25 protein-coding genes and 2 pseudogenes are annotated in these 26,882 nt (G+C 73.8%); 13 read left to right on the top strand and 14 right to left on the bottom strand.

The annotated features are described in order from the left end of the window. Positions 1–55 precede the first annotated feature (55 nt). Entirely contained in the window at positions 56–727 is a 672-nt protein-coding gene (locus ACZ597_RS18415; protein ID WP_471330922.1) for a transcriptional regulator, read from the top strand. A gap of 67 nt (positions 728–794) precedes the next feature. On the opposite strand, the gene ACZ597_RS18420 is transcribed toward ACZ597_RS18415, so the two are convergent. After that, the gene (locus ACZ597_RS18420; protein ID WP_471330925.1) at positions 795–2,243 is read right to left on the bottom strand and encodes a nucleobase:cation symporter-2 family protein; all 1,449 of its coding nucleotides are present in this window, start codon (positions 2,241–2,243) and stop codon (positions 795–797) included. 581 nt (positions 2,244–2,824) lie between these two features. Further along, positions 2,825–3,487 (bottom strand): DUF4360 domain-containing protein, encoded by a 663-nt coding sequence (locus tag ACZ597_RS18425; RefSeq protein WP_471330928.1) that lies wholly within the window; start codon positions 3,485–3,487, stop codon positions 2,825–2,827. Positions 3,488–3,747: 260 nt separating this feature from the next. On the opposite strand from ACZ597_RS18425, the gene ACZ597_RS18430 reads away from it, so the two are divergent. Further along, positions 3,748–4,719: a nucleoside hydrolase gene (locus ACZ597_RS18430; protein ID WP_471330931.1), complete on the top strand. Its 972-nt coding sequence runs from the start codon at positions 3,748–3,750 to the stop codon at positions 4,717–4,719. Between the two features lie 5 nt (positions 4,720–4,724). Here the strand turns inward: ACZ597_RS18430 and ACZ597_RS18435 are convergent, their stop codons facing one another. Then, positions 4,725–5,546, bottom strand: coding sequence for a helix-turn-helix transcriptional regulator (locus ACZ597_RS18435; RefSeq protein WP_471331337.1), 822 nt, complete (start codon positions 5,544–5,546; stop codon positions 4,725–4,727). A 141-nt stretch (positions 5,547–5,687) separates the two neighbouring features. Here ACZ597_RS18435 and ACZ597_RS18440 point away from each other — a divergent pair, with 141 nt between their 5' ends. Next, a complete protein-coding gene (locus tag ACZ597_RS18440; protein ID WP_471330934.1) occupies positions 5,688–7,106 on the top strand; it encodes an MFS transporter in 1,419 nt (472 codons plus the stop codon). A 238-nt stretch (positions 7,107–7,344) separates the two neighbouring features. Here ACZ597_RS18440 and ACZ597_RS18445 read toward each other — a convergent pair. Then, positions 7,345–8,112: pseudogene (locus ACZ597_RS18445) on the bottom strand (IclR family transcriptional regulator domain-containing protein); the annotation flags it as partial. An 869-nt stretch (positions 8,113–8,981) separates the two neighbouring features. Then, the gene (locus tag ACZ597_RS18450) at positions 8,982–9,560 is read right to left on the bottom strand and encodes an RNA polymerase sigma factor (RefSeq protein WP_241253482.1); all 579 of its coding nucleotides are present in this window, start codon (positions 9,558–9,560) and stop codon (positions 8,982–8,984) included. A 438-nt stretch (positions 9,561–9,998) separates the two neighbouring features. Between ACZ597_RS18450 and ACZ597_RS18455 the strand changes: the two genes are divergently transcribed. After that, on the top strand, positions 9,999–10,430 hold the full coding sequence (locus ACZ597_RS18455) for a VOC family protein (protein WP_471330938.1): 432 nt from the start codon (positions 9,999–10,001) through the stop codon (positions 10,428–10,430). A gap of 21 nt (positions 10,431–10,451) precedes the next feature. On the opposite strand, the gene ACZ597_RS18460 is transcribed toward ACZ597_RS18455, so the two are convergent. Next, on the bottom strand, positions 10,452–11,084 hold the full coding sequence (locus ACZ597_RS18460) for an NADPH-dependent FMN reductase (protein ID WP_471331340.1): 633 nt from the start codon (positions 11,082–11,084) through the stop codon (positions 10,452–10,454). Between the two features lie 313 nt (positions 11,085–11,397). Here ACZ597_RS18460 and ACZ597_RS18465 point away from each other — a divergent pair, with 313 nt between their 5' ends. Then, a complete protein-coding gene (locus ACZ597_RS18465) occupies positions 11,398–12,165 on the top strand; it encodes a polysaccharide deacetylase family protein (protein ID WP_471330941.1) in 768 nt (255 codons plus the stop codon). Positions 12,166–12,249: 84 nt separating this feature from the next. Here ACZ597_RS18465 and ACZ597_RS18470 read toward each other — a convergent pair whose 3' ends face one another. Then, positions 12,250–13,188 (bottom strand): glycine-rich domain-containing protein, encoded by a 939-nt coding sequence (locus ACZ597_RS18470; protein ID WP_471330944.1) that lies wholly within the window; start codon positions 13,186–13,188, stop codon positions 12,250–12,252. Positions 13,189–13,599: 411 nt separating this feature from the next. On the opposite strand from ACZ597_RS18470, the gene ACZ597_RS18475 reads away from it, so the two are divergent. Continuing rightward, positions 13,600–14,709, top strand: a complete 1,110-nt coding sequence (locus ACZ597_RS18475; RefSeq protein ID WP_471330947.1) for a mechanosensitive ion channel family protein — start codon at positions 13,600–13,602, stop codon at positions 14,707–14,709. A gap of 37 nt (positions 14,710–14,746) precedes the next feature. Here ACZ597_RS18475 and ACZ597_RS18480 read toward each other — a convergent pair. After that, positions 14,747–15,505, bottom strand: a pseudogene (locus ACZ597_RS18480) (SDR family NAD(P)-dependent oxidoreductase); the annotation flags it as partial. Between the two features lie 47 nt (positions 15,506–15,552). On the opposite strand from ACZ597_RS18480, the gene ACZ597_RS18485 reads away from it, so the two are divergent. Next, a complete protein-coding gene (locus ACZ597_RS18485) occupies positions 15,553–15,876 on the top strand; it encodes a MarR family winged helix-turn-helix transcriptional regulator (RefSeq protein WP_471331343.1) in 324 nt (107 codons plus the stop codon). A gap of 36 nt (positions 15,877–15,912) precedes the next feature. Here ACZ597_RS18485 and ACZ597_RS18490 read toward each other — a convergent pair whose 3' ends face one another. The 3 genes from ACZ597_RS18490 to ACZ597_RS18500 form a co-directional block, all read right to left on the bottom strand. Further along, positions 15,913–16,398: a hypothetical protein gene (locus ACZ597_RS18490; RefSeq protein WP_471330950.1), complete on the bottom strand. Its 486-nt coding sequence runs from the start codon at positions 16,396–16,398 to the stop codon at positions 15,913–15,915. 75 nt (positions 16,399–16,473) lie between these two features. Beyond that, complete coding sequence (locus ACZ597_RS18495) at positions 16,474–17,346, bottom strand: PhzF family phenazine biosynthesis protein (RefSeq protein ID WP_471330953.1); 873 nt, start codon at positions 17,344–17,346, stop codon at positions 16,474–16,476. Positions 17,347–17,356: 10 nt separating this feature from the next. Then, positions 17,357–18,622: an MFS transporter gene (locus tag ACZ597_RS18500; RefSeq protein ID WP_471330955.1), complete on the bottom strand. Its 1,266-nt coding sequence runs from the start codon at positions 18,620–18,622 to the stop codon at positions 17,357–17,359. Positions 18,623–18,706: 84 nt separating this feature from the next. Between ACZ597_RS18500 and ACZ597_RS18505 the strand changes: the two genes are divergently transcribed. Both ACZ597_RS18505 and ACZ597_RS18510 read left to right on the top strand, forming a co-directional pair. Beyond that, positions 18,707–19,573 carry an ArsR/SmtB family transcription factor gene (locus ACZ597_RS18505; protein WP_471330958.1) on the top strand — a complete coding sequence of 289 codons (867 nt, stop codon included), beginning with the start codon at positions 18,707–18,709 and terminating at the stop codon, positions 19,571–19,573. A 40-nt stretch (positions 19,574–19,613) separates the two neighbouring features. After that, entirely contained in the window at positions 19,614–20,525 is a 912-nt protein-coding gene (locus ACZ597_RS18510; RefSeq protein WP_471330961.1) for an alpha/beta fold hydrolase, read from the top strand. Positions 20,526–20,565: 40 nt separating this feature from the next. On the opposite strand, the gene ACZ597_RS18515 is transcribed toward ACZ597_RS18510, so the two are convergent. Next, positions 20,566–21,642: a cation diffusion facilitator family transporter gene (locus ACZ597_RS18515; RefSeq protein ID WP_471330964.1), complete on the bottom strand. Its 1,077-nt coding sequence runs from the start codon at positions 21,640–21,642 to the stop codon at positions 20,566–20,568. 103 nt (positions 21,643–21,745) lie between these two features. On the opposite strand from ACZ597_RS18515, the gene ACZ597_RS18520 reads away from it, so the two are divergent. Continuing rightward, on the top strand, positions 21,746–22,312 hold the full coding sequence (locus ACZ597_RS18520; protein WP_471330967.1) for a YbaK/EbsC family protein: 567 nt from the start codon (positions 21,746–21,748) through the stop codon (positions 22,310–22,312). 27 nt (positions 22,313–22,339) lie between these two features. Here ACZ597_RS18520 and ACZ597_RS18525 read toward each other — a convergent pair whose 3' ends face one another. Next, positions 22,340–22,891 (bottom strand): hypothetical protein, encoded by a 552-nt coding sequence (locus ACZ597_RS18525; protein ID WP_471330970.1) that lies wholly within the window; start codon positions 22,889–22,891, stop codon positions 22,340–22,342. A 193-nt stretch (positions 22,892–23,084) separates the two neighbouring features. Between ACZ597_RS18525 and ACZ597_RS18530 the strand changes: the two genes are divergently transcribed. The 3 genes from ACZ597_RS18530 to ACZ597_RS18540 all read left to right on the top strand — a co-directional run bounded on the left by ACZ597_RS18530 (position 23,085) and on the right by ACZ597_RS18540 (position 26,145). Continuing rightward, on the top strand, positions 23,085–23,756 hold the full coding sequence (locus ACZ597_RS18530; protein WP_471330972.1) for a hypothetical protein: 672 nt from the start codon (positions 23,085–23,087) through the stop codon (positions 23,754–23,756). Positions 23,757–23,858: 102 nt separating this feature from the next. After that, positions 23,859–24,413, top strand: a complete 555-nt coding sequence (locus tag ACZ597_RS18535) for a heme-binding beta-barrel domain-containing protein (RefSeq protein ID WP_471331346.1) — start codon at positions 23,859–23,861, stop codon at positions 24,411–24,413. Between the two features lie 112 nt (positions 24,414–24,525). Continuing rightward, complete coding sequence (locus tag ACZ597_RS18540) at positions 24,526–26,145, top strand: alpha/beta fold hydrolase (RefSeq protein ID WP_471330975.1); 1,620 nt, start codon at positions 24,526–24,528, stop codon at positions 26,143–26,145. Here the strand turns inward: ACZ597_RS18540 and ACZ597_RS18545 are convergent. Next, positions 26,073–26,831 carry an SDR family NAD(P)-dependent oxidoreductase gene (locus tag ACZ597_RS18545; protein ID WP_471330978.1) on the bottom strand — a complete coding sequence of 253 codons (759 nt, stop codon included), beginning with the start codon at positions 26,829–26,831 and terminating at the stop codon, positions 26,073–26,075. The two genes, ACZ597_RS18540 and ACZ597_RS18545, sit on opposite strands and share 73 nt — an antisense overlap. Positions 26,832–26,882: the final 51 nt, after the last annotated feature.

Genomic DNA, 26,882 nt, shown 5'->3' on the forward strand with positions numbered 1-26,882 from the left:
GTACGTGTACAGCACTCCGTTTTCCCCCGCCGGGGCCAGATCCGCGCGCGCCCGCATGGGACTGAGCACGGTGCAGGTGGCCGAGGCCATGGCGGCCTGCGGCAGCCCCGTCCATCCCGCCATGGTGGCGGCGTGGGAGCAGGGCTCCCACGTCCCTTCCGACCAGCACCTCTTCGCCCTGGCGGATGTGCTGTGGTGCGACGCGGCCACCCTGATGGGGACCGCGCCGAGGACGCTGCCCGAGTTCCGGCTGGCCCGCCGGCTGAGCGTGGAGCGGCTGGCGTACCGGCTGGGCATGGACCCGTCGGAGTACCGCGCCGCGGAGGCGTCGGGGCAGTGGCACGGGGACTCCCGGCAGACCAGGGTGCTGGTGGAGGCCCTGGGCCTGTCCCTGCGCGCGCTGACCATGGTCACGGGCCGCGCGGAGGAGCTGGAGGAGCACCTGCGGACGGCGGTGGCCGGACGCTGGAAGGCGCACGTCGATCCCGTGGTGGAGATCGCCTCCGTCGACGCGACGAGCGTGGGCGACGCGTTGAGGACGATGCACGCGGAGCTCTCCGCCTTCTCCGAGCGGTACTTGGGCCACCTGGTCGCCCGCAACGACGACGCCCGGCTGAAGGAGATAGCCGCGGAACGCTCCGCCTACCTGCGCCGCCTGGCCGACCACTTCTGGGAACTGGTCGGCGATCAGGGCGAGGCCGGGCCCGGCGGCCCGGCCGGCGGCTGACGCGGAGCGGCGGGGGCGCCCGGGCGGGCCGGGAGGGGTGCGACTCCCCTCCCGGCCCGCCCGCCGGTCAACGCGCCGGCGCCCAGGCCGCCGGCCCGGGCGGGCCGTCCTCCTCGATGCCGGCGTCGGCGTCGACGTCCTCCCAGTCGATCTCCATCGTGCTGCGGCTCGTGAAGACGTTGAAGAGCAGGTTCAGCAGGATGGCGGTGAGGGCGCCGAGCGTGATCCCGCTGTCGAGCACGGCCCGGACGTCGTCGGGCATGCGCTCGAAGAAGGGCTTGACCGTCGTGGGCAGCATCGCCGCGCCGAGACTGACCGCCAGGATCAGGGTGTTGCGCTCCTCGCGGAGGTCGGCCTTGGCCAGGATCTGGACGCCGACGGCCGCGACGATGCCGAACATGGACACCGCGGCCCCGCCCAGCACGGGGTGCGGGACGGAGGCGACCAGGCTGCCCGCCTTGGGCAGCAGGCCGAGCACGACCATGAACACGCCGGCCGCGACCACGACGTAGCGGCTCATGACCTTCGACATGCGGACGATGCCGATGTTCTCGGCGAAGGCCACGTAGGGGAAGGAGTTCAGAACGCCGCCGAGGACCGTCGCCACGCCGTCGGCGCGCAGGGCGCGCGCCACCGTGTCGGCGTCGACCTTCTTGCGGGTGATCTCCCCGATGGCGTAGACGTCGCCGGTGGTCTCGACCATGGTGATCAGCATGACGACGAGCATCGCGGCGATCGGGAGCAGTTCGAAGCGGGGCATGCCGTAGTGGAAGGGGGTGGTGACCCCGATCCAGTCGGCCTGGGCGACGGCACCGAAGTCCACGTCCCCGAAGAGCCAGGCCACGGCCGTGCCGGCCACGAGTCCGAGGAGGACGGCGAGGCTGCTGAGGAAGGGCCTGCCGACGCGGACCAGGACCAGGATGAAGAGCAGGGTGCCCAGCGCGTACGCGAGGTTCTTCGCGGACCCGTACGCGGGCGTGCCGATGAGGTGGGCGCCGCCCGCCGCGTCCTGCAGGGCCACGGGGATGAGGGTGATGCCGATGATGGTGAGGATCGTGCCGATGACGACCGGCGGGAAGTACTTCACCAGCCTGCTGAAGAGCGGGGCGAAGGCGAAGGTGGCGATGCCGGCCGTGATCACCGCGCCGTAGACGACGAGCAGGCCGGCGGTGCCGCCGCCCGCACCCAGGCCGATGGCGATCATGGGTGAGACCGCGGTGAAGGTGACTCCCTGGACGAGGGGGAGCCGGGCGCCGGCCTTCCAGACGCCGAGGGCCTGGATGATCGAGGCTATGCCGCAGGTGAGGAGGTCCGCGTTGATGAGGTGGACCAGCTCTTGGCGGCTGAGTCCGAGCGCGTTGCCGAGGAGGACGGGGACGATGACCGCCGCCGCGTAGAACGCGAGCACGTGCTGGAAGCCGTACAGGGCGAGCTTGGGTATCGGGAGGAGTTCGTCGACGGGGTGTACGCCCTGGCGGGCGGACTGCCGGGAGGACTGTCTGGTGGCTCTTGCCATCTCTGCCTTGCCTTCGCGAGGTAGGTGAATGAGAGGACCGCCGCGCTCCAGCCCCGGGGTGGCGGGGCGGGCGCAGGCCGGCTCGCATTGAGCCGACGTCGGGCGGTGTTGCCGACAGCACGTCGCTCTGGATGCAGATGGCGTCCCGGATTGGCGGGACATCCTTCGATCGGGACCCGGATCCCCTGACTGCGCATGGGATCTAAAGGAACCTCAACCGGAGGGCGCTCACCATAGCCAAAGGCTGGGTTTCCTCGCGAGTAACCGGAGCTTCCGCTTCCGAGCCGGCCTCGGGCTCGTCCGGGTCCTCGAGCCCGGGGAAGCGGTAGGGGTCGAGCGCCCATTGCGGGGTCCCCGAGGAAAGTCCGTACGTCGGCGCCGCGTCCTTCATGCCCATCGGACCTCCCGGAAGTGGAGTCATTACTGAATGTCATGACTCGTAACTCTCCGCGTTCGGTTCCGGGGCGGAAAATTCCCACCCGAACGTCCCCTATGGCAGCTCTTCACATCAGATCAGGACATACCTCGGGGCCGTGCCCGGGGAACTCCCCCGGGCACGGCCCCGTGGTGGCCCGACGCCGTCAGCGCCGCTGCGGGCAGGTCTTCCAGGAGAAGTGGTACACGGTGTTGAAGCTGCCGTCGGTGGAGTCCATCGCGACGAAACTGGTGGTGTTCGCCGTGTCGGAGGAGCCGGCCTGGGCCCGCAGCTCGGTGTTGATGTTCAGGTTCCGCTTGGCTCCGCAGGGGTGGAAGACCAGGGCCTCGACGGGCACCGCGTCCGACACCTGCCAGTTGCCCTCGGTCGGGCCGTTCAGGGTGTGGCTCCGGTAGGCCGTCTGGGACATGCCCTGGAAGTAGTAGCTGGCGTTCTGGGTGGCGCTCGCGCCGTCCGCGATGCTGGCGAAGCCGCGGTAGTCCGCCTTGGCGATGGCGTAGGTGTAGCCCTGGGGCACGTTCACGCTCAGGCCGAGCTGGCAGTTCTTGCGGAAGTCGGTCGCCTTGGCGTCCTTGCCGACCTGGGCGAGGTACTCGCTGTACGTCACCGTGAAGGCGGTGTTGTCCGGGGAGACCGCCACGTTGGCGGTGCCGGGGCGACAGCCGGAGCCGTTGACCTGGACCACGTCGACGGTGATCTGACCCGGAGGCGCGGGGAACGGCAGGGAGGGTGCGGCGCCCGCGGAGGGCGTGAGGGCGGCAGCGGCGAGCGCGGCGGCCGCGCCGGCAGTGAACACCGTTCTGAGCATGGGGAGTCCTTCCGATCGCTGCTGTGCGTGATCGGCACGAACCGTTCCACACTCCCCACGGCCATCGGCGCAGGCGCGGCAGTCACCACCCCCGCCACCCCGCAGGCGTCCCCCGTCCGGGGCAGTCATCCGACCGTCACACCGCACCCCCCGGGGGCGATGTCCGCCACGCCCCGGCCGTGTTTTGGCTCGTAAGGGGCGGCCCGCGCGGCCGTCCGGCGGCAGACTGGGCCGACCAGGCCCACGAGGAGGTCCACCGCGTGCCCGTCCCGATCATCATCGACTGCGACCCCGGACACGACGACGCCTTGGCGATCATGCTGGCGGCGGGGGATCCCGGCGTCGACCTCCTCGCCGTCACCACCGTCGCCGGGAACCAGACGCTGGAGAAGACCACCCTCAACGCCCGACGCGTCCTGACCCTCGCCGGCGTCACGGACGTACCCGTCGCCGCCGGCTGCGCCCGGCCGCTGCTCCAGCCGCTGGCCGTCGCCGCGGACGTGCACGGCGAATCGGGGCTGGACGGGCCGCGGTTCCCGCCGCCGACGGTCGAGGTGGCTCCCGAGCACGCGGTGGACCTCATCCACCGGATCCTCGTGGAACACCCCGAACCGGTCACCCTGGTGCCCACCGCCCCGCTGACCAACATCGCCCTGCTGCTGACCCGCCACCCCGAGAGCGCCGCCCGCATCCGCGAGATCGTGCTGATGGGGGGTTCCGTGGGACCGGGCAACCGCACGCCGGCCGCCGAGTTCAACGTCTACACCGACCCGGAGGCCGCCGCCGTCGTGTTCGGCAGCGGCGTACCGGTGACCATGTGCGGGCTCGACGTGACCCACCAGGCACTGGCCACGCCCGAGGTACTGGCCCGCTTCGAGGCCCTCGGCACCGAGATCGGCTCCGTCTGCGTGGAGCTGCTCACCTACTTCGCCTCCGCGTACCGGCGGCTGTGGGGCATGCCCCACCCGCCGCTGCACGACCCGGTCGCGGTGGCCCGGGTGATCGACCCGGCGATCGTGGGCTGCGCGGACGCCAACGTCGTGGTCGAGCTCCAGGGCCGCTACACCCGCGGCGCCACCGTCGTGGACCTCCACGAGTACGTGGGCCGGCCCGTGAACGCACGGGTCGGCACGACCCTGGACGCGGACCTCTTCTGGGACCGCATGGTCGGCGCGGTGGCCGCCCTCGGCTCCCGCGCCTCCGGCGGTTCCCCCGGCTCCCGCGCCGGATGAACCGCTCAGCCCGCCACCGGGTACATCAGGCCGCGCCGGCCCTCGGGCGAGGTCAGCCACTCCAGCTTCTCGGCGGTTTCCGTGCCCGGCAGCGGGGTGTGCAGCACGATCGACAGATCGGGCCGCGCCGGGACCCGCAGCTGGGTCGACTCGACGTGCAGCGCGCCCACGACCGGGTGCCGCACCTGCTTCTGCAGCTGCCCGCCGGGGCGGATGTCCCGGCGGTTCCACAACGCGGCGAACTCCGGGCTGAGTTCGAGCGCCTCGCCCACCACCGCGCGGAACCCGTCGTCCCCGGGGTGCTCCGAACAGGCCGCCCGGAACTGTGCCACGACGTCGCAGGCGTTGCGCTCCCACTGCGGGGAACGCTCCTTGTAGATCGGGTCGGTGAAGAAGGCGATCAGGCAGTTCTGCACGGTCTCCGGGCTCATCCCGAAGACCAGCGCGGCCGCGTCGTTGTACATCACGGTGTTCCAGTAGGTGTCCATGATGTGCGCGGGGAACGGCATCCAGGCGTCGATCAGCCGCCGCAGCCCGTCGCACATGTCCCGGTCCCCCGGGGCCACTTGCAGCGCGGGCGGGTTGAGCCCGGCGAGGACGTACAGGTGCCGCCGCTCGGCGCTGGTCAGTTTCAGCACCCGGCTCACGGAGTCCAGCACCTGCCCGGAAACGGTGATGTCGCGGCCCTGTTCCAGCCACTGGTACCAGGACACGCCGACCCCCGCCAGCACGGCGACCTCCTCCCGGCGCAGTCCCGGCGTGCGGCGGCGGGCACCGCCGTCCGGCAGCCCGGCCTCGGCCGGCGAGATCCTCGCGCGCCGGCTCATCAGGAACTCCCGCAGCTCCGTCCGGCGGTGCTGGTCGATCGGCGTTGCCACGAATTCCCCCTGTTCGGCTCCCTGGTGGTGCCACCAACAGGATAAGTTCCCACTCTTCACGGGCATTCCCGGGCCGCGAAGGTGGTGCCCATGACGACAGACACACGGACCCCCGAGGTCAGCGGGCCGCACACGGCGGCACCCGGGAACACGCCCCGGCTCACCGGCCGGGCCAAGCTCGTCCTCTTCGTGCTCTGCGCCGCCCAGTTCATGGTGGCGCTCGACTTCTCCGTCCTGAACGTGGCCCTGCCCGCGCTCGGCGAGGACCTGGGCCTGAGCCGGTCCGGCCTCCAGTGGGCGGTGACCGCGTTCACCCTGCCCTCCGGCGGCTTCCTGCTGCTCTTCAGCCGGATCGGCGACCTGTACGGCCGTAAGAAGCTGTTCCTGGTCGGCCTCGCGGTCTTCACCGCGGCCTCCCTGCTCGCCACCTTCGCCTGGGACCCCGCCTCCTTCCTCGCCGGGCGCGCCCTGCAGGGCCTGGGAGCGGCCGTCATCGTGCCGACCGGCATGTCGCTGCTGACCACGACGTTCCCCGAGGGGCCGCTGCGCGACAAGGCGCTCGGCATCTCCGGCACCCTGCTGTCCCTGGGCTTCACCGTCGGCATGGTGCTCGGCGGTGTCATGACCGACACCCTCGGCTGGCGTTCCACGATGGGCCTGCTCGCGGTCGCCGGGCTGCTCGTCCTCTTCCTCGCGCCGGGTCTGCTGTCCGAGTCTCGCACCCCGGAGCGGCCGCGCCTCGACGTGCCGGGCGCCGTCACCGTCACCGGCGGTCTCCTCGCCCTGATCTACGCCCTGTCGACGGCTGCCGAGCGCGGCTTCGGCGGCGCGGACGTCCGGGTCACCCTGGTGGCCGGGCTCGTACTGCTCGCCGCGTTCGTGGTGGTGGAGTCGAAGTCCCCCGCCCCGCTGGTCTCGCTGCCGATGCTGGGGCGGCGCACGGTGGCCTGGGGCAACATCGGCGGTCTGGTGACCTTCTCGATGATGTCGACGGTCGTCTTCGTGCTGACCCTCTACCTCCAGGAGACGCTGCGCCTGTCCTCCTTCCTGACCGGGCTGGTCTTCGGCGTGCAGGGCGTCACTTCCGCCTTCGCCGGCGCGTACGCCCCGCGGTTCATCGGCCGCTTCGGCGCCCGCCGGGTGCTGATCGGGTCCCTGCTCGCCCAGGGCGCCTTCACCGCCGCACTCCTCGGCATGGGCACGGAGTCGGGGGCCCTGCTCGCGGCCCTGGCCGTGTCGGTGGCCAGCATGGCGCACCTCGGCGCGATCATCTCGTACGGGGTGATCGTGACGAGCGGAGTGCCCGACGAGGAGCAGGGGCTCGCCACCGGGCTGGTGACCACCACCCAGCAGGTCGGTCTGACCGTCGGCATCCCGCTGCTCGGTGTCCTGGCCACCACGCAGGGCGTCCTGTTCGAAGGGGTGCGGCTGGTCCTGGGGATCGACGCGGCCATCGTGATCGCCGCGGCCCTGCTGGTCGCGGCCGGTCTCGGCCGGCGGAAGGCTTGACGCGCGGCGGAGCGGGCCGGGGTACGGATGCCCCGGCCCGCTCCGGCGCGTCGCCGTCCGTGCCGGAGGCCGGCCCCGGGTGCGGGGCCGGCCGTTGTCGCTAGACGGTGGTGGAGAGGAAGTGGCTGTGCAGGCCGGCCGGGTCCGCCCCGCCTGCCTCCACGGCCCGGAACCACTGGGGTCCGGGGGCGGGGGGTGCGCTGCGGACCGGTGCCGGGGCGGGCTGGGCGCTGCCGGCCACGATGAGGGCGAGTAAGACCGCGGCGGCCTCGCTCTGCAGGATCCGGGCGGCTTGCCTCAGCCGGCCGGGGTCGGGGACGGGGATGGACAGGGCCACGCATTCGGCGTTCGGGCCCGAGGTGATGGGGACGGCCGCGCACACCGTGCCGAGGGCGTACTCCTGGAGGTCGAGCAGCGGGGCGTTGGGCCTGCGCGTGTCGAGCTGGTGGAAGAGGGCCTTCTCGCTGCCGATGGTGTGCGGGGTGAACTTGGACATCCGGTGGCGGTCCAGGTGGTCCTTCCTGTCGTCGTAGTCGAGCTGGGTGAGCAGGGCCTTGCCGACGGCGGAGGCGTGGGCGGCCGACCTGAAGTCGACCCATTCCTCGACGACGGGTGCGCCGGGGCCGTCGGCGTACTGGGTGATGGAGACCTCGCCGTCGGTGTAGCGGGCCACGTAGACGGCGGCGCCGACCGCGTCGCGCACCCAGGCCAGGGTTTCCTTGAGGTGGCCGCGCCCCTCGCCGCCCGCCGCGTCGGTCAGCAGCAGGGCGTTCCCGGCGATGTAGGCGTCGGGCCCGGTGGGGGCGGCCAGGCTGGCGCGGACGAGCTGTTCGACGGCCCGGGCGATCACCAGTTGCGGCAGTTTCGTCTCGCGGGCGATCTGGGTGAGGCTGACGCCGCCCGAGTACCGGTTGACCACCTCCAGGACGCGCAGCGCCTGGTGTACGAATTCCAGCGCGGCGGGCGCCGGCTGTCCTTCGGGGCTCTTGCGGGCGGCGTGCGTCAGGTGCGGCTGCTTGAGCGCTTCGAGCGCCCACGCGTTCGCCTCCCCGGTCAGGTGGAGGGGGTTGAGGCGGGCGTGGTGGGCCACGGCCACGGCGACCGGTGGGCTGGGGGTGAACACGTCCCCCAGGTCGGGGTGTTCGTGGTTGGGGCGCGCCGCGACCGCCTGGCGCAGCCGTGCGGGAAGCCGGTAGGGCGGCCGCACGGCCCGGCCGGGCCCGCTGGTGAGGGAGCTGAGGTCCTGGGTCGTGATGGGCGGGGAGGTCCAGATCACGGAGGCGGCCAGGGCCGCTTCGAGGTCCTCGGGGATCTGCGGCAGGTGCGGCAGGTGCTCCTCGGCGGGCAGGGTCCGGGCCTGCTGCTTCCAGTGCCGGGCGGTACGGACCTCCGCGCAGGAGAGGTGGTGCAGGTAGAGGCAGTGCGCGGCGGTCCGGGAGCCCGCCCCGGCCGCGTACTGGAACCAGAACCGCGCGCCCTCCGTCCGCTCCGTCAGGTGGAGCAGACAGCCGAACAGCAGGGCCGAGTCCACTCCGTGGGGCCAGGACTCGGCGTGCAGGGCGAGCTCCGCGAAGTCCCGGCTCTCCACGAGGGACCAGGTGACGTCGTCCAGGACGCGGGCCGCCCGTACGTGGCAGGCGGCGTCGAGGACCAGGTCGTCGTGCTCGGCGTGCCCGGTCTGCCCGCCGGCGGGCAGGTCCGGGCCGGTGGCGCTGCCGATCGCGGAGCGGGCCCGGTCGGCCACGATCCGGCGGGCGATGCGGCGCCGGGCCGCTCCCTCGTCGTAGCCCGCGTACTCCTCCGCGAGCACCTCGGCGTTCTTCAGGGCCGCGTCCAGTTCGCACAGCGGCATGTCACGGTCAGCGGGCATGTCGCTCACTGGTCCTTCTCCTCTCCGGGGATCCAGTCCACCCCGAGCTTGCGGGACAGGGTTCGGCGTGCGCCGCGTACGTGCGAACGGACCGTCGCGGGGGAGATCCCCATCATCCGGGCGACCGTGTCCGAGTCGTTGCCCAGCAGGAACGCCAGCAGCACCACGTCGTACTGCCGCTCGGACAGCTCCGCGATGGCCGCGTACAGGCCGAGTTTGGACTCCAGCAGTTCGAGCCGTTCCCGCGACGAGCGGCGCAGGGCCGAGAACCACGCCGTCTCCACCATGGCCACCTGGCGGCCGAGGGCCGCCAGCCGGCGTTCGACGTGTTCGCGCAGCACCGCCCAGGCGAAGCCGTGGAGGCTCGCCTCCTTCAGGGCCTGGCGCCACACCTTCAGCAGGAAGGTGAACACGTCGTCGACGACTTCCTGGGCGTCCTTGGCGTTGCCCAGCTGGAGGTGGGCGTAGCGCAGGTACGCGCGGTGCTGCTGGGAGTGGAACGCGGTGAACTCCACGGGCAGGACGCCCGCCAGTTCGCTGGAGACCGTCTGGTCCCCCGCCGGGTCGAACTCGCCTTCGCTCATGCACTCCCCCACCGTTGCTCGTCGCCGCCCTCCGGGGCGGTGGGTGTCACATCGCTCGAGAAAACACGGATCGTGGTGGCGACTATCAGCGCGAGGGCGACAATCTCGGCAACATTCACTTCGGCGCGAAACCTTCCAAGTGGTGTGTAGGGGTGGTCGGCTGCCCGCCCCCGTGTGCGGCAGCCGTGGGGCGGCAAGCGCCCCCCATCACCACCCCATCGGAAATCACGCCCGATCGTGCAAGCCGGTCCCGGAAATCTTCCGGAAGAGTGGCATCCGCCGCCCCGCACGCCCCCTTGCCACCAGCGCGCGCCCCCGCGCACGGGTACGCGCCCCGTACCGGGCCGCGGCTGCGCCTGCGGGCGCCGTGCTCTTTCCTGCGGGAGACTCGGTCGCACTGCCGCGCCGGGTCCGCCGGCGCTCCCGAGGAGGTTCTACGTGAGCTGGACGCTCGAAGTGGTCCCGGTACCGGTCACCGACATGGACCGGGCCAAGGAGTTCTACGCCGACGCGGTCGGCTTCGGGGTGGACCTCGACGACGAGGTCGCCCCCGGGGTGCGCATCATCCAGCTGACCCCGCCCGGGTCGCGGTGTTCGGTGGCGCTCCTCCGGGGGATGCCGCCCGCGCCGGGCACGGCGGTGATGGCGCCGGGCACGCTGCACGGACTCCAGCTCTGCGTCACCGACATCGAGGCGGCCCGCGCGGAACTGGCGGCGCGGGGCGTGGACGTCTCCCCGGTGCGCCGTCTCGGGGCGGCGGGCTGGGAGGAAGGGAAGGGCGACACGTGGAACTCGTTCCTGACGTTCCGCGACCCGGACGGGAACGGCTGGGTGGTGCAGGAGGCGCCCTCGGAGCTGTCGCAGCGCTGAGGAGGGCGCGTCGCGGCGGCCTCAGTCCTGGGCGCGGGCGGTGACCGGGGCGTCGGTCCGGTCGCCGAGGAACTCGTACCAGCGGCGCTGGAGGCACAGGTAGCGGGTGTCGGCCTCGGCGAGGTCGAGGAAGGATTCGACGGTCGTGGCGAGGCGCTCGCCGAGCCCGCGGTCGCCCAGCGCCCCGTCCTCGGTGAACTCCTGATGGGCCATCGCCAGGCTGAACATGTCGGGGTACACCCGCGCCCCGAGGTGTTCCAGCGGGACGCGCAGCGCCCACAGGCCCCGGTTGCCGCCGACCATCGAGGGCGAGGCCGACACCAGCAGGACCTGCTTGTCCTTGAAGGGCTGCGGCCGGATGCGGGAGACCCAGTCGACGGCGTTCTTGACCACGCCGGGGACGGAGGCGTTGTACTCGGGCGAGGCGATGACGAGGGCCTGCGCCGCCTCGATCCGCTCGCGCAGGGCCAGCGCCCCCGGCGGCACGCCCTCGTCGGCCTCCAGGTCGCCGTCGTACAGCGGCATCGGGAAGTCGCCGAGCAGGGCGGGCTCGGCGGTGGCTCCGGCCCGTACCACCAGGCTCGCCACGAGGGCGGCCAGGCGCGCGTTGACCGAGCCGGTGCGGGAGGAGCCCGAGAGCACGAGCACGTGCAGCGAGGCCCGCCCGGTGAGTTCCCCGTCCTGGGGGCGGGCCGGATCCGACGGGAAGCGGTCCTGGTCGGTGGTGTTCACGGCTGTCTCCCTTGCCGGTGCGCGGCCTGCGGTGACGGAGGCGGGGGTGCCCGAAGCGGACTGTACGGTGCGCCCGGCCGGCACCGGGGCCGGGCGCACCGTGTCCCGGCGGGGCGGCGGTCGGAGATCACCCGGGTGCCCGGCACGGCTGCGCGGCGCCCCGCCCGGTGCTCTCGCACACTCGTGGCAGCGCCGCACGGGGCGGTGCGTGGCCGAGGGAGCGACTGTGGTGGATGTGGGACGACGTGCCGCGATGGCGGCGCTGCTGGCCGCGGGTCTGGTGCCCGCCCCGGGTGCCGTCGCCGCCGGTCCCCCGGTGCACGGGGGCGGTCCCGGCGGCGCGGCGGGACCGCGGCCGCCGGCGTCGCTGCTCGGGCAGGAGATCCGGCGGCTGCCCACCGCGCGCAGGGTGGTGGCGCTCACTTTCAACGCGGCGTGGGACGAGAGCGGTCTCGACGCCGTCCTGACGGAGCTGCGGCGGCGGAAGGCGGCCGCCACCTTCTTCCCCACCGGCCTGTACGCGAAGGCCCGTCCCGCGGCCGTGCGGGCGATGGCCGCCGCCGGGCACGGGCTGGGCAACCACTCGCACAGCCATCCCTACTTCGACGACCTCGACACGGCGGAGCGGGCGCGGGAGGTGCGCACCGCGGACGCGGCGATCCGTACGGCGTCCGGGGCCGAGCCGCTGCCGTTCTTCCGGTTCCCGTACAGCTCGACCACCGAGGACGCGGTGGACGACGTCAACGACCTCGGCTACGCGGCGATCGAGTTCACCAACGACACGAACGGCTACCTGGGTCCGGCCGGCGGGATGACGGTGGACAAGGCGGTCGGCAGGGCGGTGGGTTCCTTCCGTCCCGGAGCCATCCTGCAGATGCACGTGGGCAGCAGCGCGGGCGACGGGGTCGTCCTCGACGCGCAGGCCCTGCCGCGGATCATCGACGCGGCGCTGGAGGAGGAGTACGAGGTCGTGGACCTCAGGGAGTTCCTCACCGCCTCGTGACCATGAGGAACCGCCCGCTCCCGCGGCCGTGAGGCCGCGGGAGCGGGCGGTCGGGGTGTTTCCACCGGTTCCGTCAGGGTGCTGCTACCACCAGATGACGGCGTAGCCGGCGCCGCCGGCCTGTCCCGCGAGGCCGGGGCGAGCGCTCTCGGGCGAGGGGCGGCCGCCCGCACCGCCGTTGCCGCCCTCCGCCACGTGCGTGGGGAGGCCGACGATGCCGTCGGCGGGGGTGCCGCCCAACCCACCCGGGGCGCCGGCGGTGGCCGTGGCAGCGGTGCCCGGCGCACCAGCGCCGCCGGCTGCGCCGCCAAGGTTCACGCCGCCCGTGGAGCACGTCCCGGCCCCTCCGGCAGTGCCCGCGGTGCCCGCGGCACCCGCGGCGGCGACCGGGGTGACGGTCGCACCGCCGCCACCGCCGCCGCCTCCACCACCGGGCGCAGCGGCGAGCTGGGTGTTGGTCGCCGACGCGATGATGGTCGTGGCGCCGCCACCGCCACCCGTGCCACCGTTGCCGCCGTTCACCGCCGCCGATCCGGCGGTTCCCCCGGTACCGGGGGTTCCCGCGTCGCCGATGTCCACGCCGTAGTCGGCCAGCGGGGTCACGTTGAGCGTGCACCAGGTGAAGCCGCCGGCGCCGCCACCGCCGCCGCCACCGCCCGCGAGGGCGTTGGTGGCGCCACCACCGCCACCGCCGCCACCACCGGCGCCCCAGACCTGGACGAACACGGTCTTCACGCCCGCCGGGGCGGTGAAGGTGTTGTCAGAGGTGAACTGCCGCAGGCCGTGCGGGAACTGCGCCGGCTTCTTGTAGTGGTCCTTGTCCTTGTCCTTGTCCTTGTCCTTCTCCGGGTTCCTCTGCTTGTCGTGGACCGACGGCGCGTTCTGGCCCGACGGCTTCGGCCCGTCCGCGGACGCAGCCGGGGCCAGCGCCACCAGCTGGCCGGTCAGGGCCGCCGCCGCTGCGATGGAGGCGAGCAGCACCCGGGACCGCGTCCGGGGCACCTTCTGAGCGTTCAGGTTCATGACTTCCTTCCCCGTCGGCACCGCAGCGCCGAGGGAGTGCGAGGGAACGGTTGCGTGGGACCCGTGACCCGTTGGACGGGCCGGGCGCCTCTCCACACACCGCACATACCACCCCTCCCCGCCACGCCGGGCACCCCGACAGGCCGGGAGCATGGGCCGGGCAGGTGAGGAGTTCGTCAACCCGGAGCAATCCCGCCGTCACCCGGGCGTGCACAGCGGGCGGAACGGCGGGGTCCGGGTGCGGGGGCGGGCGGGGCATGGGGCAGGATGACAGTTCCGTTCGGAATGCGTACATCCGCTCCAACGGGGGTGCGCACAAAACGACCTGACAGGTGACAAGGTGACGACACAGCACATACGGCGGCCGGCGGCGGCCCGTTCCCTCGCCCTCCACGGTGCGGGGGCGGGCCGGTGACCCGGGACCTGGTCCTGCACGACTGGGTGGTGGCCGGCATCGCGCTGGCCGCCGGTGGTGTGGCCGGTCTGGTGCTGCGGTCTCTGATGAAGTGGCTGGCCAAGCACGCGAGCCGGACCAAGTGGAGCGGCGACGACGTCATCGTCGACGCGCTGCGGACCATCGTCCCCTGGGCGGCCGTGATCGCCGGGGCCGCGGTGGCCGCTTCGGCGCTGCCGCTCACCGCGCGGGTCGGGGGTGTGGTCGACCAGTCGCTGATGGCGGTGCTCATCGTCATCGCCACCCTCAGTGCGGCGCGGGTCGTGGCGGGTCTGGTGCAGTCGGTGGCCGCGTCCCGTACGGGCGTCGCGGCGTCCGCGACCATCTTCGTCAACATCACGAGGATCGTGGTGCTGACGATGGGCGTCCTCGTGGCGCTGGAGACCCTCGGGGTGTCCATCGCCCCGCTGGTCACCGCTCTCGGCGTGGGTGGTCTCGCGGTCGCGCTGGCCCTCCAGGACACCCTCGCCAACCTCTTCGCGGGGGTGCACATCCTCGCCTCGAAGACCGTCCAGCCGGGTGACTACATCCGTCTGACCAGCGGCGAGGAGGGGTACGTCGTCGACATCAACTGGCGCAACAGCGTGGTGCGCAACCTGTCGAACAACCTGGTGATCATCCCGAACGGCCGCCTCGCGCGGACGAACATGACCAACTACAGCCAGCCCGAGCAGAAGCTGTCGATCCTGGTCCAGGTCGGGGTCGGCTACGAGAGCGACCTGGAGCACGTGGAGCGGGTGACCCTCGACGTCGTCGACAGCGTGATGGCCGACATCACAGGCGGGGTCCCGGACCACGAGGCCGCGGTCCGCTTCCACACCTTCGGGGACTCCAGGATCAACTTCACGGTGATCCTGGGCGTGGGCGAGTTCAGCGACCAGTACCGGATCAAGCACGAGTTCATCAAGCGCCTGCACCAGCGGTACCGGACAGAGGGCATCTCGATACCGGCGCCCGCGCGCACGGTCTCGCTCCGGCAGGAGGAGGCGGCGGCGCCGCTGTCCGTCCCGCCGGTCCCGCACCAGCGGGACGCGTCGTCCGAGGTGCTGGCGGACCGGCGGCGCTAGGAGTCCCGGGGGCCGGGCCCGCCCCGTCGGCGGGACGTCAGCCCACCCAGGCCCCCGTCATGGCCTGGACGGCCGAGCCGTCCAGGTCGGAGAGCTTGAGGCCGACGAAGTCACGGGCCCAGTCCGAGGTCTGCACCCGGAAGGCGGGCTTCTCGGCGGTCAGGGCCTCGGTGATCGGCGCGGCCGCCTCGGCCGGGGTCTGGGCCTGGTCGAAGGACTCGACCGTGCGCTCGACGTACGTCCGGAGCGCCGGGGCGTAGGGACCCACCGCGGCGAGCAGCGCGGGCACGTCCAGGTCGATGGTGTTGACGAACTCGCTCGCGACCGCGCCCGGTTCGACGAGGGTGACGGCGACGCCGGCGGTCGCGGCGACGGGGGCGAGGGACTCCATGAAGCCCTCGACGGCGAACTTGGCGGCGCAGTAGGCCTCGTTGAAGGGCTGGCCGATCACGCCGCCGACGCTGGTGACCGTGATCAGGCGGCCGCGCGAGGCGCGCAGGTGCGGCATCGCGGCACGGGTGACCTGGACGACTCCGAAGAAGTTGACCTCCATGGTGGCGCGGACGCCCTCGACCGTGTCCTGTTCGATCGTCGCGACCCGGCCGGCGCCGGCGTTGTTGACCACCGCGTCGAGCCGGCCGTGCTCGGCGAGCACCTCCTCCAGGCAGGCGTCGATCGACGCCTGGTCGACCACGTCGAGCCGCTTGACCTGGACCAGGTCCTCGACCCCCGCCTCGGCCGCGGCGCGGCGCAGCGGGCCGGCCTTCGCGGTGTCGCGCATGGTGGCGACGACCTGTCTCCGCCCACATCGACCGGGAACTCACGCGGGCCCACGGGCTGCCGCTGTCCTGGTTCGAGGTGATGCTCTGGCTGAACAGCCAGGGCGAGCCGGTCGCCGCCTCCGCCCTGGGGGCCAAGACCCTCCTCAGCCGCAGCCAGGTGTCCCGCGTCGTGGACCAGCTCCAGGCCCGGGGGCTGATCCACCGGGTCCCCTCCCCCACGGACGCCCGCTCCGTGTGCGTGGGCCTCACGGCCGAGGGCCGCCGCGCCTTCGCCGAGGCGGACGCGACCCGCCGGGAAGCCCTGCGGGAGGTCTTCGACGACCGGCTCGACGACGCGGACATCGAAGCCCTCGGAACCGTGTGGGCGAAGCTCAAGCGCCACTGACCCCGCCGCCCGTCCCCGCCCCGCCCCCGCCCCCCGTCAGGAGGCGGAGGGCACCTGGGCCGGGGGCCGGGGCAAGGAGCGGCCACCGTCGCAGAGCAGGGTGATCAGGACGCTCGTGGTGGGGCCGTCCTCCGGGCGGGCGCCCGTGAGCGAGGCCATCGCCGTCCAGTTCCCCTTGCGCATGCTGAGGACCCGCGGGCCCAGGTCCTGTCCGGGCTGCCAGCCCCGGGCTGAGCGGGCACCGTCGAAGGCCGCCTTCAGTGCCGCGTCCGCCGTCGCCGAGGGCGGCCGGCCGACCAGCATCTCGTGGCACTCCATCGCCTGCATCCGCAGCTCCGGCGGGTTCCGCCGCATCTCGACCCCCTGCTCCGCCATCGCCTGCGTCAGGTCGGCCACCACCGCGTCGGGCGGCAGCGGCGGCCCGGAGAAGCGCGGCGGCAGCGGCCCCAGGTCCTGGAGCGGATGTGCGCAGGCCCCGGCCGCCGCCATGACCAGCGCCACCAACCCCAGCCGCCGTCCCATTCGCACGGTTCCGCCCGCCCTTCCCGTCCCGTTCACAGTCGAGCAGTCTCGCATCCCGCGGAACGGCGGCGGCACTCAGGGCAGTTCGGCGAGGGTCCCCTCGCCGAGCAGTACGACGGGGCCGCCCACCTCGACGCTCCGGACGTCCGTTCCGCTCCCGTGCGCGGCCACGGCCATCTCGCCGGGGCGGCCGGTGAACCGGCCCTGGCGCAGCACCACGGTCTCGCCGTCGCCGATGCGGCCGTGGCGGCGCAGGTACGCGGCCGCGCAGCCGGCCCCGCTGCCCGTCGCCACGTCCTCCAGGAGGCCGTCGTTGGCCCAGTGCCGCCCCTCCCGTGCCCCGGCGTCGAGGAGGTAGGCGTAGTCGGCCCCCAGGCGGGCGAGCGGAACGTCGAGCGGGGCGGTGATCCCGGCCCGGGCCAGCGCGTCCCCGCGTACGGGGAGGACCAGGTAGCGCAGTCCGGTCGACACGGTCTCCGGCGGCAGTGCGGGGTCCAGGTCGCGGGCGTGGAGGGAGAAGAGGGCGGCGATGGCGGCGGCCCGCGCGCCCGCGGGGCGGCCGAGGAACTCCGCGGGGCCCTGGTCGAGCACGGCCGCGTACCGGCGCGGCGCCTGCCGGCGGGTGGCCACCCGCACGGTGCGGGCGCTCAGGCGCAGGGTCCAGGCGGCGGCACCGGTGCCGGGGGCGTCCAGGGCGTGCAGCACGCTCGCGGCTCCGATGACGGGGTGGCCGGCGAAGCCGAGTTCCCCGGTGAGGTCGAAGACCCGTGCCCGGCAGGTGCGCGGGCGCGCGGGGTCGCGTACCAGGAAGACCGATTCGAAGTGGCGCAGTTCCCGGGTGATGGCCAGCATCTGGGCGGCGGTCAGCGCTCCGGCGTCGGGGAACACCGCGAGACTGTTGCCGCTGTAGGGGCGGGGGGTGAAGACGTCGACGTGGTGGTAGCGCACCGGGGACCCCTTACGGCCGTACGAGGGGCCGCGCGTCGGCACCGGCGGGCGCGGGCGGCAGTTCCCGGGCGGTCCGCAGCGGGGACAGGAGGAGGGGGACGACGGCGAGGAGCTCCCCCAGGGCGCCGATCCACATCGCGGGCCGGGCGCCGAGCCACTGCCCCAGCAGTCCGCCGGCGAGCGCGCCGACGGGCATGGCGCCCCACACCAGGAAGCGGAACGTCGCGGCGGTGCGGCCGAGCAGGGGCTCGGGGCACACCCGCTGCCGGTGGGCGACCGAGCTGATCTTGAAGGTCATGAAGGCGGTCCAGCCCAGCCCCTGGAGGGCGACGGCGGCCGCGAACCGCCAGTCGTCCTGGTAGAGGGGTACCGCCGCCAGCCACAGCACCCCGCTGACGATCACGGACGCGCACATCGCCCGGCCCTGGCCGAACGCGGCGGCGACGCGCAGGGTGATCAGGCTGCCGAGGAGGCCGCCCAGGGCCTCGGCGGTGAACACGGCCGCGCACAGCAGCGGGGACAGCCCGAGCTCCCCCGCGAGCAGCACCATCAGCATGGCGGCGCCGGCGGTGCCGAACAGGTTGGAGACGGCGGAGGCGGTGGTGAGCGCCCGCAGGGTCCTGTCGCCGAGGAGGAAGCGCAGCCCCTCGGCGATCTCGGCGCGCAGGCTCGTGCCGCGCCGCGCGGCGGGACGGGGCTCGGGTTGGCGGACGCGCGAGACGAGGAACGCCGACAGGAGGTAGCTGAAGGCGTCGACGGCGAGGGCGACGGGCGCGGTCAGTGCGCCGACCAGGACTCCGCCCAGGCCCGGCCCGCCGACCTGGGTGATGTTGCGGCCGGCTTCCAGCCGGACGTTGGCGGCCGCCAGGCGGTCCGCGTCGACCAGGCGCGGCAGCGCGCTCTGGGCGGCCACGTCGAAGAAGACCGTGCACACCGACATCCCGAAGGACACGGCGTACAGCTGGGGCAGCGACAGCACGTCCAGCCAGGCGGCCGCGGGGACGGACAGCAGGAGGGCGGCGCGGCCCAGGTCGCCCGCGATCATCACGGGGCGGTGGCGCAGCCGGTCCACCCAGGCGCCGGCGGGCAGGCCGATCAGCAGGAAGGCCAGGTACTCGGACGTCACCAGCAGTCCGGCCTCGAACGCGGTGGCGTCCAGGACGCCGATGGCCACGAGCGGCAGCGCGATGAGGGTCACGGCGGAGCCGGCCTGGCTCACGACGTCGGCGGTCCAGAGCCGGCGGAAGCCGGCGGGGAGGGGGTGGTGGTTCTTCATGTCCGCGAAGATGTCGGCCTCGGAGGTGGTGGGGCCAATGTTTTAGGCTGCGCGAAAAGGTGCTGCTGGGTTGGGGGCGGGTACGTGGGTGAAGTGCGGTTCGGGGTGCACGACATCGCCGGCATCAGGTTCGCGGTCTCGCCGCTGTGGGAGACCCTCGCCGGTTTCCGGGCCACCGCCGATCCGGGGCGGCACGCGGTCCATCTGCCGTGGATCAAGTCGGCGTTGCCGCTGCGCGAGGACCGCTCCCTGGCCGCGCGGATCGCGCCGCTGCGCGCCGCGGCCGCCTCGCCGGGGTTCGCCACTCCGCCGCCGCGCTGTCCGCTGGCCGAGTTCGAGGAGGAACTCGCCCTGATGGCGGCCGCGCCGGAGCTGGGCGAGGCCCTGCGGGCCTGGTGGGAAGCGGCGGTCCGGCCGTACTGGCCGCGGATCCGGGCCGTGCTGGAGGCGGACATCGCGTACCGGACGCGCCAGCTCGCCGAGGACGGCATCCAGGAGGTGTTCGCCCGCCTCCACCCGTCGCTGCGCTGGACCGGCGACCGGCTGGTGTCCGCGGAGCTGCCCCCGACCGGACCGGCCCTCGGCGGCACGGGCATCGTCCTGGCCCCCAGCGCGTTCGCCGCGCGCTGCCACCTGCTGACCGGGAGCTCGACCGCACCCCCGGCACTCGTCTACCCCTCGCGGGCGGTGGGCGGCCTGTGGGAGCGCCGCGGCACCTGCGCGGACGGGCTGGCCCGGCTGCTGGGCCGCAGCCGCGCCCGGCTGCTCGCCTTCACCGGATCGCCCAGCACCACCACGCAGCTGGCGGCCCTGAGCGGGCTCAGCCTCGGCGCGGTGTCCCAGCACCTCTCGGTGCTGCGCGACGCCGGCCTCGTCACGAGCCACCGCTACCGGCGCGAGGTGCACTACACGGCGAGCGAGCTCGGTACCGCCCTGCTGGAGCGGTCCTGACGGTATGTTCGGCGTCCGCCCCTGTACAGGAGGAGACGGCGTGACGGTGAGCGAAGAGAAGGCCGTGGGCGTGGGGCCGGCGGGCATCGAGGTGGCGTACGAGCGGTGGGGGGACGGGCAGGCTCCGCCGGTGCTGCTGGTCATGGGGATCGCCCTCCAGATGCACGGGTGGCCCGACGGCTTCTGCGCGGAGCTGACGGGGCGCGGCGTACAGCTGGTCCGGTTCGACAACCGGGACGCCGGACTGTCCACGCACTTCCCGGACGCGCCGGTGCCCGATGTGCCGGCGGCGCTCGCGGGCGACCTGTCGTCGGCCTCGTACTCCCTGTCCGACATGGCCGGGGACGCGGTGGGCCTGCTGGACGCGCTGGGGCTGGACAGCGCCCACGTCGTCGGCCTGTCGTTGGGCGGGGCGATCGCCCAGACCATGGCGATCGAACACCCGGGCCGGGTGCGGTCGTTGACCTCCCTCATGTCCACGACGGGCGCCCGTGCGGTGGGGCAGCCGGACCCCGGGGCGCTGGGCGCGCTGGCGGGACCGGCACCGAGGAGCCGCGAGGAGGCGGTCGACCGCACGGTCCACGCCGTTCGGGTGCTGGGCTCGCCGGGGTTCGCCTTCGACGAGGCGGCGGTGCGCGAGCGCGCCGGCCGCGCCTTCGACCGGTCGTACGACCCGCTCGGCGTCGCCCGCCAGGCCTTGGCCTCGGTGGCGTCGGGCGACCGTACGGCGCGGCTGCGTTCGCTGCGGCTGCCCACGCTGGTGATCCACGGGGCCGAGGACCCGATGTGCGACGTCAGCGGCGGCCGGGCCACCGCCGGGGCCGTACCGGGCGCCGAGCTGGCGGTCTTCGAGGGCATGGGCCACGACCTGCCGCGGGCGCTGTGGCCCGCGATCGCCACGCTGATCACGGACCTCGTCCACCGCACGGAGGCGGGCCGCCGGGCAACCTAGTGCCGTGACCGCAGAGGTTCACCGGGTCGCGGCGCCCGGCCTAGGCCGCGAGGCGGCCGACGGGAGCCGGGTGGTCGGTGTGGACGGTCGCGGCCGCCATCCTGGGGATCGCCCGGATCAGCGCGTGCTCGGCGGCGAGCGCGAGTGCGTGCGCCTGGACGACGGTCAGGTGGGCGGGGACCACGATGTCGGCCTCGGCGCGCAGGGTGTGGCCGATCCACCGCATGCGCAGCTGCCCGACGCCGAGCACCCCCGGTACGTCCCGCAGGGCGTGCTCGGCGGTGTCCACGAGGGTGGGGTCGACACAGTCCATCAGCCGGCGGTAGACCTCGCGGGCGGCGTCCTTCAGCACCAGCAGGATGGCGAGGGTGATCAGCAGGCCGACGACGGGGTCGGCGGCCCGCAGGCCGGCCGCGGAGCCCGCGGCCCCCAACAGGACGGCCAGTGAGGTGAACCCGTCGGTGCGGGCGTGCAGTCCGTCGGCGACCAGGGCGGCGGACCCGATCCGCCGGCCGGTGCGGATGCGCAGGCGGGCCACCCACTCGTTGCCCGCGAAGCCGGTCAGCGCCGCCGCGCAGACCGCCCACAGGTGGGTGACCTCCCGGGGGTGCAGGAGCCGGTCGACGGCCGTCCAGGCTGCGAGGGCGGCGGACGCGGCGATGGCCAGCACGATGAGCACGCCGGCCAGGTCCTCGGCGCGGCCGTAGCCGTAGGTGTAGCGGCGGTCGGCCGCGCGCCGGCCGAGGACGAAGGCGATGCCCAGCGGTACGGCGGTCAGCGCGTCGGCGGTGTTGTGGACCGTGTCGCCGAGCAGGGCGACGGACCCGGACAGGGCGACGATCACGGCTTGGCCGGCGGCGGTCGCCCCGAGCACGACGAGGGAGGTCCACAGCGTGCGCATGCCCTCGCGGGAGGCCTCCATGGCGGCGTCGACCTTGTCGCCGGCGTCGTGGCGGTGCGGGGTCAGCAGGTGCCGCAGCCCGCGCCGACGGCCGTGTCCGTGGTCGTGTCCGTGGTCGTGTCCGTGGTCGTGTCCGTGGTCGTGGTCGTGAGGGTGGTGGTCGTGCCGGTGCCGGTGCGTGGAGGTGCTCCGGTCGCTGCCCCGATTGCCGTCCATGGGGCCTACGTTGGCACAGGGAACCCATTGCGGCTACAGCCTTCGTACCCGCCGTGACCAGGTGCGACGGCCTCGCACCTGCGCACCCTGTTAACGTGCGGGCATGCGCGCCCCCATCGGACCCTTCGAAGACGCCCGCCCCGCTCCCGACTGCCTGCCCGAGCTGGTCGCCCCGGTCGCCGGGGCCGTACGCGGCCTCGACGGCGAGGACCCTGCCGCCGCCCGGCAGATCGTCTACGTGGACACCGACCCGGCGATCGCCGACACGGCCGCCTTCGTCGAGCACTACGGGCAGGACCTGCTGGACCGGTCCGCGAACTGCGTGGTGGTCGCCGCCAAGCGGGGCGGCGAGACCACCCTGGCCGCCTGCCTGGTGTCGTCGGCGGCCCGGGCCGATGTGAACGGGGTCGTCCGGCGGCGCCTGGGGGCCCGCAAGGTGTCCTTCGCGCCGATGGCCACGGCCGTGGAACTGACCGGCATGGAGTACGGCGGGATCACCCCGCTGGGCCTGCCGGCCGACTGGCCGCTGCTGGTGGACGCGGCGGTCGGCGACATGCCGTACGTCCTGGTCGGCAGCGGTCGCCGGCGCGGCAAGCTGATCGCCCCCGGCGGGCTGCTCGCCCGGCTCCCGGGCGCGGAGCTGGTCGAGGGCCTCGCCGTCACGCCGTAGCCGGCGGCGGCTCCTGCCCGGCCCGGCTCAGAGGACGGCCGTGAGGAGCCCGACGAGGAGGCCGGCCGCCAGGCCCAGGACGATCACCGCCACCATCGCGGCCAGCGCCGCGAGCACGAACCCGCCCCCGTCCACGGGCTCGCCGCGGCGGGCGCGGGCCGCCAGCCAGGACGCCAGCGCGAGGAAGGGGACGAGGAGCAGTCCGGTCGCGACGCCCAGGTTGCCGACGGCGAAGCCCGACAGTTCGTACGCCTTCCCGCGGGCGGTGCGCACCTCCACCCGGGAGCCGGGCCGGTGCTTCTCCGCGGCCGTCTCCAGCAGGATCTCCTCCGGCGGGCCCGCTCCGCGGCGGGCCGGGGTGTAGCGGCCCTTGCACTCCGTGCCGGCCGCGTACCCCTCCACGTCGGTGGCCTCGTAGCACTCGGCGATCGTCACGACTCCGTCAACGGGGCCGAAGCCGAGTACGGCCGCCAGTTGCGGGCCGGGCAGGAGCCAGACCAGCCAGGCGGCGAGTGTGAGGGTCGCCACCGATCCGAGCGCCGCCGCGCCCCGGGCCGCCGAACGTGCACCATCCCTCACTCCGCACCCCCTCCCCCGCTGGGCCATACCCGTGACGGCGGCTGCCTAACGCGGGACGTGCCCAAGTAGCCACCTTCCGCCATCCGCCATATGGGGTGCCGACGCCCCCGCGGGGTACCGCGGGGCTCCTAGGATGAGGCCCGCCGCGGCCCGGGAGCGCCGCGGTTCGGGTACACAGGCAGGGAGTTGACGAATGAAGCGGTTGCGCGCACTGGTGGCGGTCGGGGTCCTGACACTGGCGTCGGCGGGGGCGGGCACGGCCCAGGCCGTCGCCCTCTCCCCCGCCTCCGGCCCGGCCGGCTGCCCGGCGGCGGAAATCTTCGCCACCGACAACACCGCCGTCATCACGGATCCGGCCGACCCCCGGCTCCGCACCCGGCTGCACCGCTTCGACCGCGAGGTGCGGGAGATCATCCGCTCCCACGGGGCGCGCACCGAGTCCTCGACCCTGCTCGACGGGGTGTTCTGGTCCGAGGACGAGCAGCAGGCCACCTACGAGCGTTCGCGCGAGTTCGACCTCGACCGGGTCAACGCGGACGGGCTGCACCACATCGCCGACGTCATCCGCAAGCAGTACCGGCAGGAGTCGGTGCTGACGTTCCGCTGCCTGCCGCGCACCTCGCCGGAGACCGACGCCGTCGAGATCGAGGCCGGGGGCGTCAGCGCCACCCGGCTGCGCGACGCGCTGCTCGCCGACCCCGTGGCGCGGGAGCGGCTCGGCGGCGGCTCGGTCGCCCTCGACGGTCGGCTGATCCTGATCGCGCCGATCGCGGACCTGCCGCTCGCCCGGAAGTTCACGGCCGAGCTCGGCGTCGACTGGAACACCGCCGAGGTGCGGTACGGCGACGAGGAGTTCGTCGCGTAGGGCCCCCGCCGTGTCCGGTCGGCGGACCGTCCCGGAGCGGCTCGGCGCCGCAGGCTACGCTGCACGCTCGCGGGGGACGACCACAGAACGGGCGAGGTGAACATGTTCGAGCCGGCGCAGGAGAATCCGTACCCGGACAGCGACGTCCTCGGGGAGGGGCCCGAACCGCATCCGCTGCTGGCGCCGGTGCTCCCCCTGCTGGGGCGCTGGCACGGGCGGGGGCGGGGCGAGTACCCGACCCTGGAGCAGGACTTCCGCTACGAGCAGGAGATCTCCTTCAGCCACGACGGGCGGCCCTTCCTGCGCTACGAGGCACGCGCGTGGCTGGTCGACGCGACGGGCGCCCCGGTGCGGCCGGCGGGCCGGGAGGCCGGGTGGTGGCGGGTGACGCCCGACGCGTCGCTGGAGGTGGTGCTCGCCCACCCGACCGGCATCGTCGAGACGTACACCGGGCGGGTCTCCGCTCCGGCCGCGGCCGGGCTGGAGATCGAGATCGAGACCGAGGACGTGTCGCTGACCCCGCTGGCCAAGGAGGTCACGGGCACCCGCCGCCACTACACCCTCGACGGCGACGGCCTGACGGTCGTGCACGACATGGCGGCCGTGGGCCGGCCGCTCCAGCACCATTTGACGACGCGTCTGCTGCGCCGCGCCTGAGGGGGGGTGGCACCAGCACCACCCCGGATACGGGTGGTGGGGAGATCGTTCCGGGCCCCGGTTTCGCGGAGGATCGTCACGACCGATCACCGCGACGGGGGAGACCGACCGGATGGACCTGTTGAAGAAGACCGCGCGCCGGGCCGCGGCCGCCGCCTGCGGGCTGCTCGCCGTGGCGGCGCTGCCCGCAGCCCCGGCGAACGCCGCGCCGGGCGCCGAGGCCCGCGCGATACCCGGCCGGTACGCGAACCAGGGCCTGGACTGGCGGCCCTGCGGCTCGGGGCCGCTGGAGTGCGCCTCGATGACGGTGCCGCGCGACTGGTACCACCCGGGCCGGGGGCAGGACCTCACGGTGGCCGTGTCCCGGCACCGTTCCACGGACCCCGCCGCCCGGCGCGGCGTCCTGATGATGGCCGCCGGCGGCCCGGGGGCATCGGGGCTGGGGCGGCCGGCGGGCCTGGCCTCGTACGCGCCGAAGCTGGCCGCCGCGTACGACATCGTGAGCTTCGACCAGCGCGGTGTGGGGGCGAGCACGAACGTGGTCTGCTCCGGCCAGGAGAAGGTGGACGCCCTGTTCGCGCCCGGTGATCTGCGCGACCGCTCGGAGGAGGCCGTGCGCGGCACCGTGGAGCGCGCGCGGGACTTCGTACGCGACTGCCGGCGCAACTCGGGCGGCCTGCTGCCCCACATCACCACCGACCAGGCCGTGCACGACATGGACCTGTACCGGTCGCTGCTGGGCGTCCGGCAGGTGTCGTACTACGGCCCGTCCTACGCCACCCACCTCGGCGCCGTCTACGCGACCCGCTTCCCGCGCCGGGTCGAACGGGTGGTGCTCGACAGCAACATCGACTTCAGCGGCAGCTGGCAGGAGTTCCTGACGGGGCAGCCGATGAGCTTCCAGCGCCGGTTCGAGCAGGACTTCCTGCCGTGGCTGGCGGCGAACGACGCGACCTACCACCGGGGCAGGACCCCGGGGGAGGCCAAGGCCTCGTACGAGCGGCTGCGCGCCTCGCTGCGCGAGCACCCGCTCGACCTGGAGGGGACCCGCGTCCTGCCCGACCAGCTGGACGCGGCGGCGACCGGCATGATCTACAGCGGCGACCGGTTCCCGGACCTGGCGGCGCTCCTCGGCGTCCTGGAAAACCCGTCGAGCGTACCGGCCGCCACCCGGCGGGCCCTCGCGCAGAAGCTGAAGCACCCGATGGACGCCCGGTTCGCCGCGGACTTCTTCTCCGTGGTCTGCCAGGACACCCCCTGGAACCGCGACACCGCGTACTGGGTGCGCAGGAGCGGGGCGGACAGCCGCGCCTACCCCATGGCGGGCGCGCGGGAGCTGGCCTTCACCTCGGTCTGCGCCGCCTGGCCCCGCTCCGGCGCCCCGCGCGTCGAAGTGACCGGCCGGGGGCTGCCGCCCGTGCTGATGCTCAACTCGGAGCGCGATCCGGCCACCCACTACGAGGGAGCCGTACGGGCCCACGAGCGGCTGGCGGGATCGCGCCTGATCACGGTCGGCGGCGGCGACCACGGCGCCTACCAGTCGAGGAACGCCTGCGTGGACCGCTACGTCGAGGACTTCCTCCTCGACGGCCGGATGCCGGATTCGGACGCCGCGTGCGCGGGACGGCCGCTGCCGGATCCGGCCGCGCGCGGCGGGGCTCAGGCGGAGGAGCCGCTGTCCACGACGAGGTCGGTGCCGACGACCGAGCCGGCCGCGGGCGAGGCGAGGTAGAGCACGGCGGCGGCCACTTCCCCGGCCTCCGCGACCCGGCCGAGCGGGTTCTCCGACTTGACCCGCTCGGCCCGGTCGGCCTCGGTCTCGCCGGGCCGCAGCGACATGGGGCCGTCGGAGGCGCCGGGGCTGACCGCGTTGATGCGCACGCCCTCGTGGATGTGGTCGAGGGCGGCGGCGCGGGTGAGGGCGGAGACGGCCGCCTTGGAGGTGATGTAGGCGGCGGCGTTCGGGATCCGCATGTGCGCGCCCAGGTTGGAGGAGATGTTGACGATGGTGCCGCCGCCGTTCTTCCGCATGTGCGCGATCTGGTGCTTCATGGCGAGCCAGACGCCGGTGACGTTGGTGCGCAGGACGGCGTCCCAGTCCTCTTCGCTGACGTCGCCGACGGGCCCGACGCCGCGGAGTATGCCCGCGTTGTTGACGGCGATGTCCAGGCCGCCGAAGCGGGAGACGCACTCGCGGACGAGGTCCTCCAGCCGGCCCGAGTCGGTGACGTCGGCGGGGACGGCGGCGGCCGTGCCGCCGGCCGCCCCGATGAGGGCCACCGTCTCGTCCAGGGTGGCGGCGGTGCGGCCCGCGGCCACGACGGAGGCGCCCTCGGCGGCGAAGGCGATCGCGATGGCCCGGCCGAGGCCGGAGCCCGCGCCGGTCACCAGGACGGTCCTGCCGGTGAAGCGGTTCATCTTCGGTGACTCCTTCGAGGGGCGATGGGCCCCGTATTTGAACGTTCGGTT

It is taken from the genome of Streptomyces sp. NPDC040718, assembly GCF_055593565.1.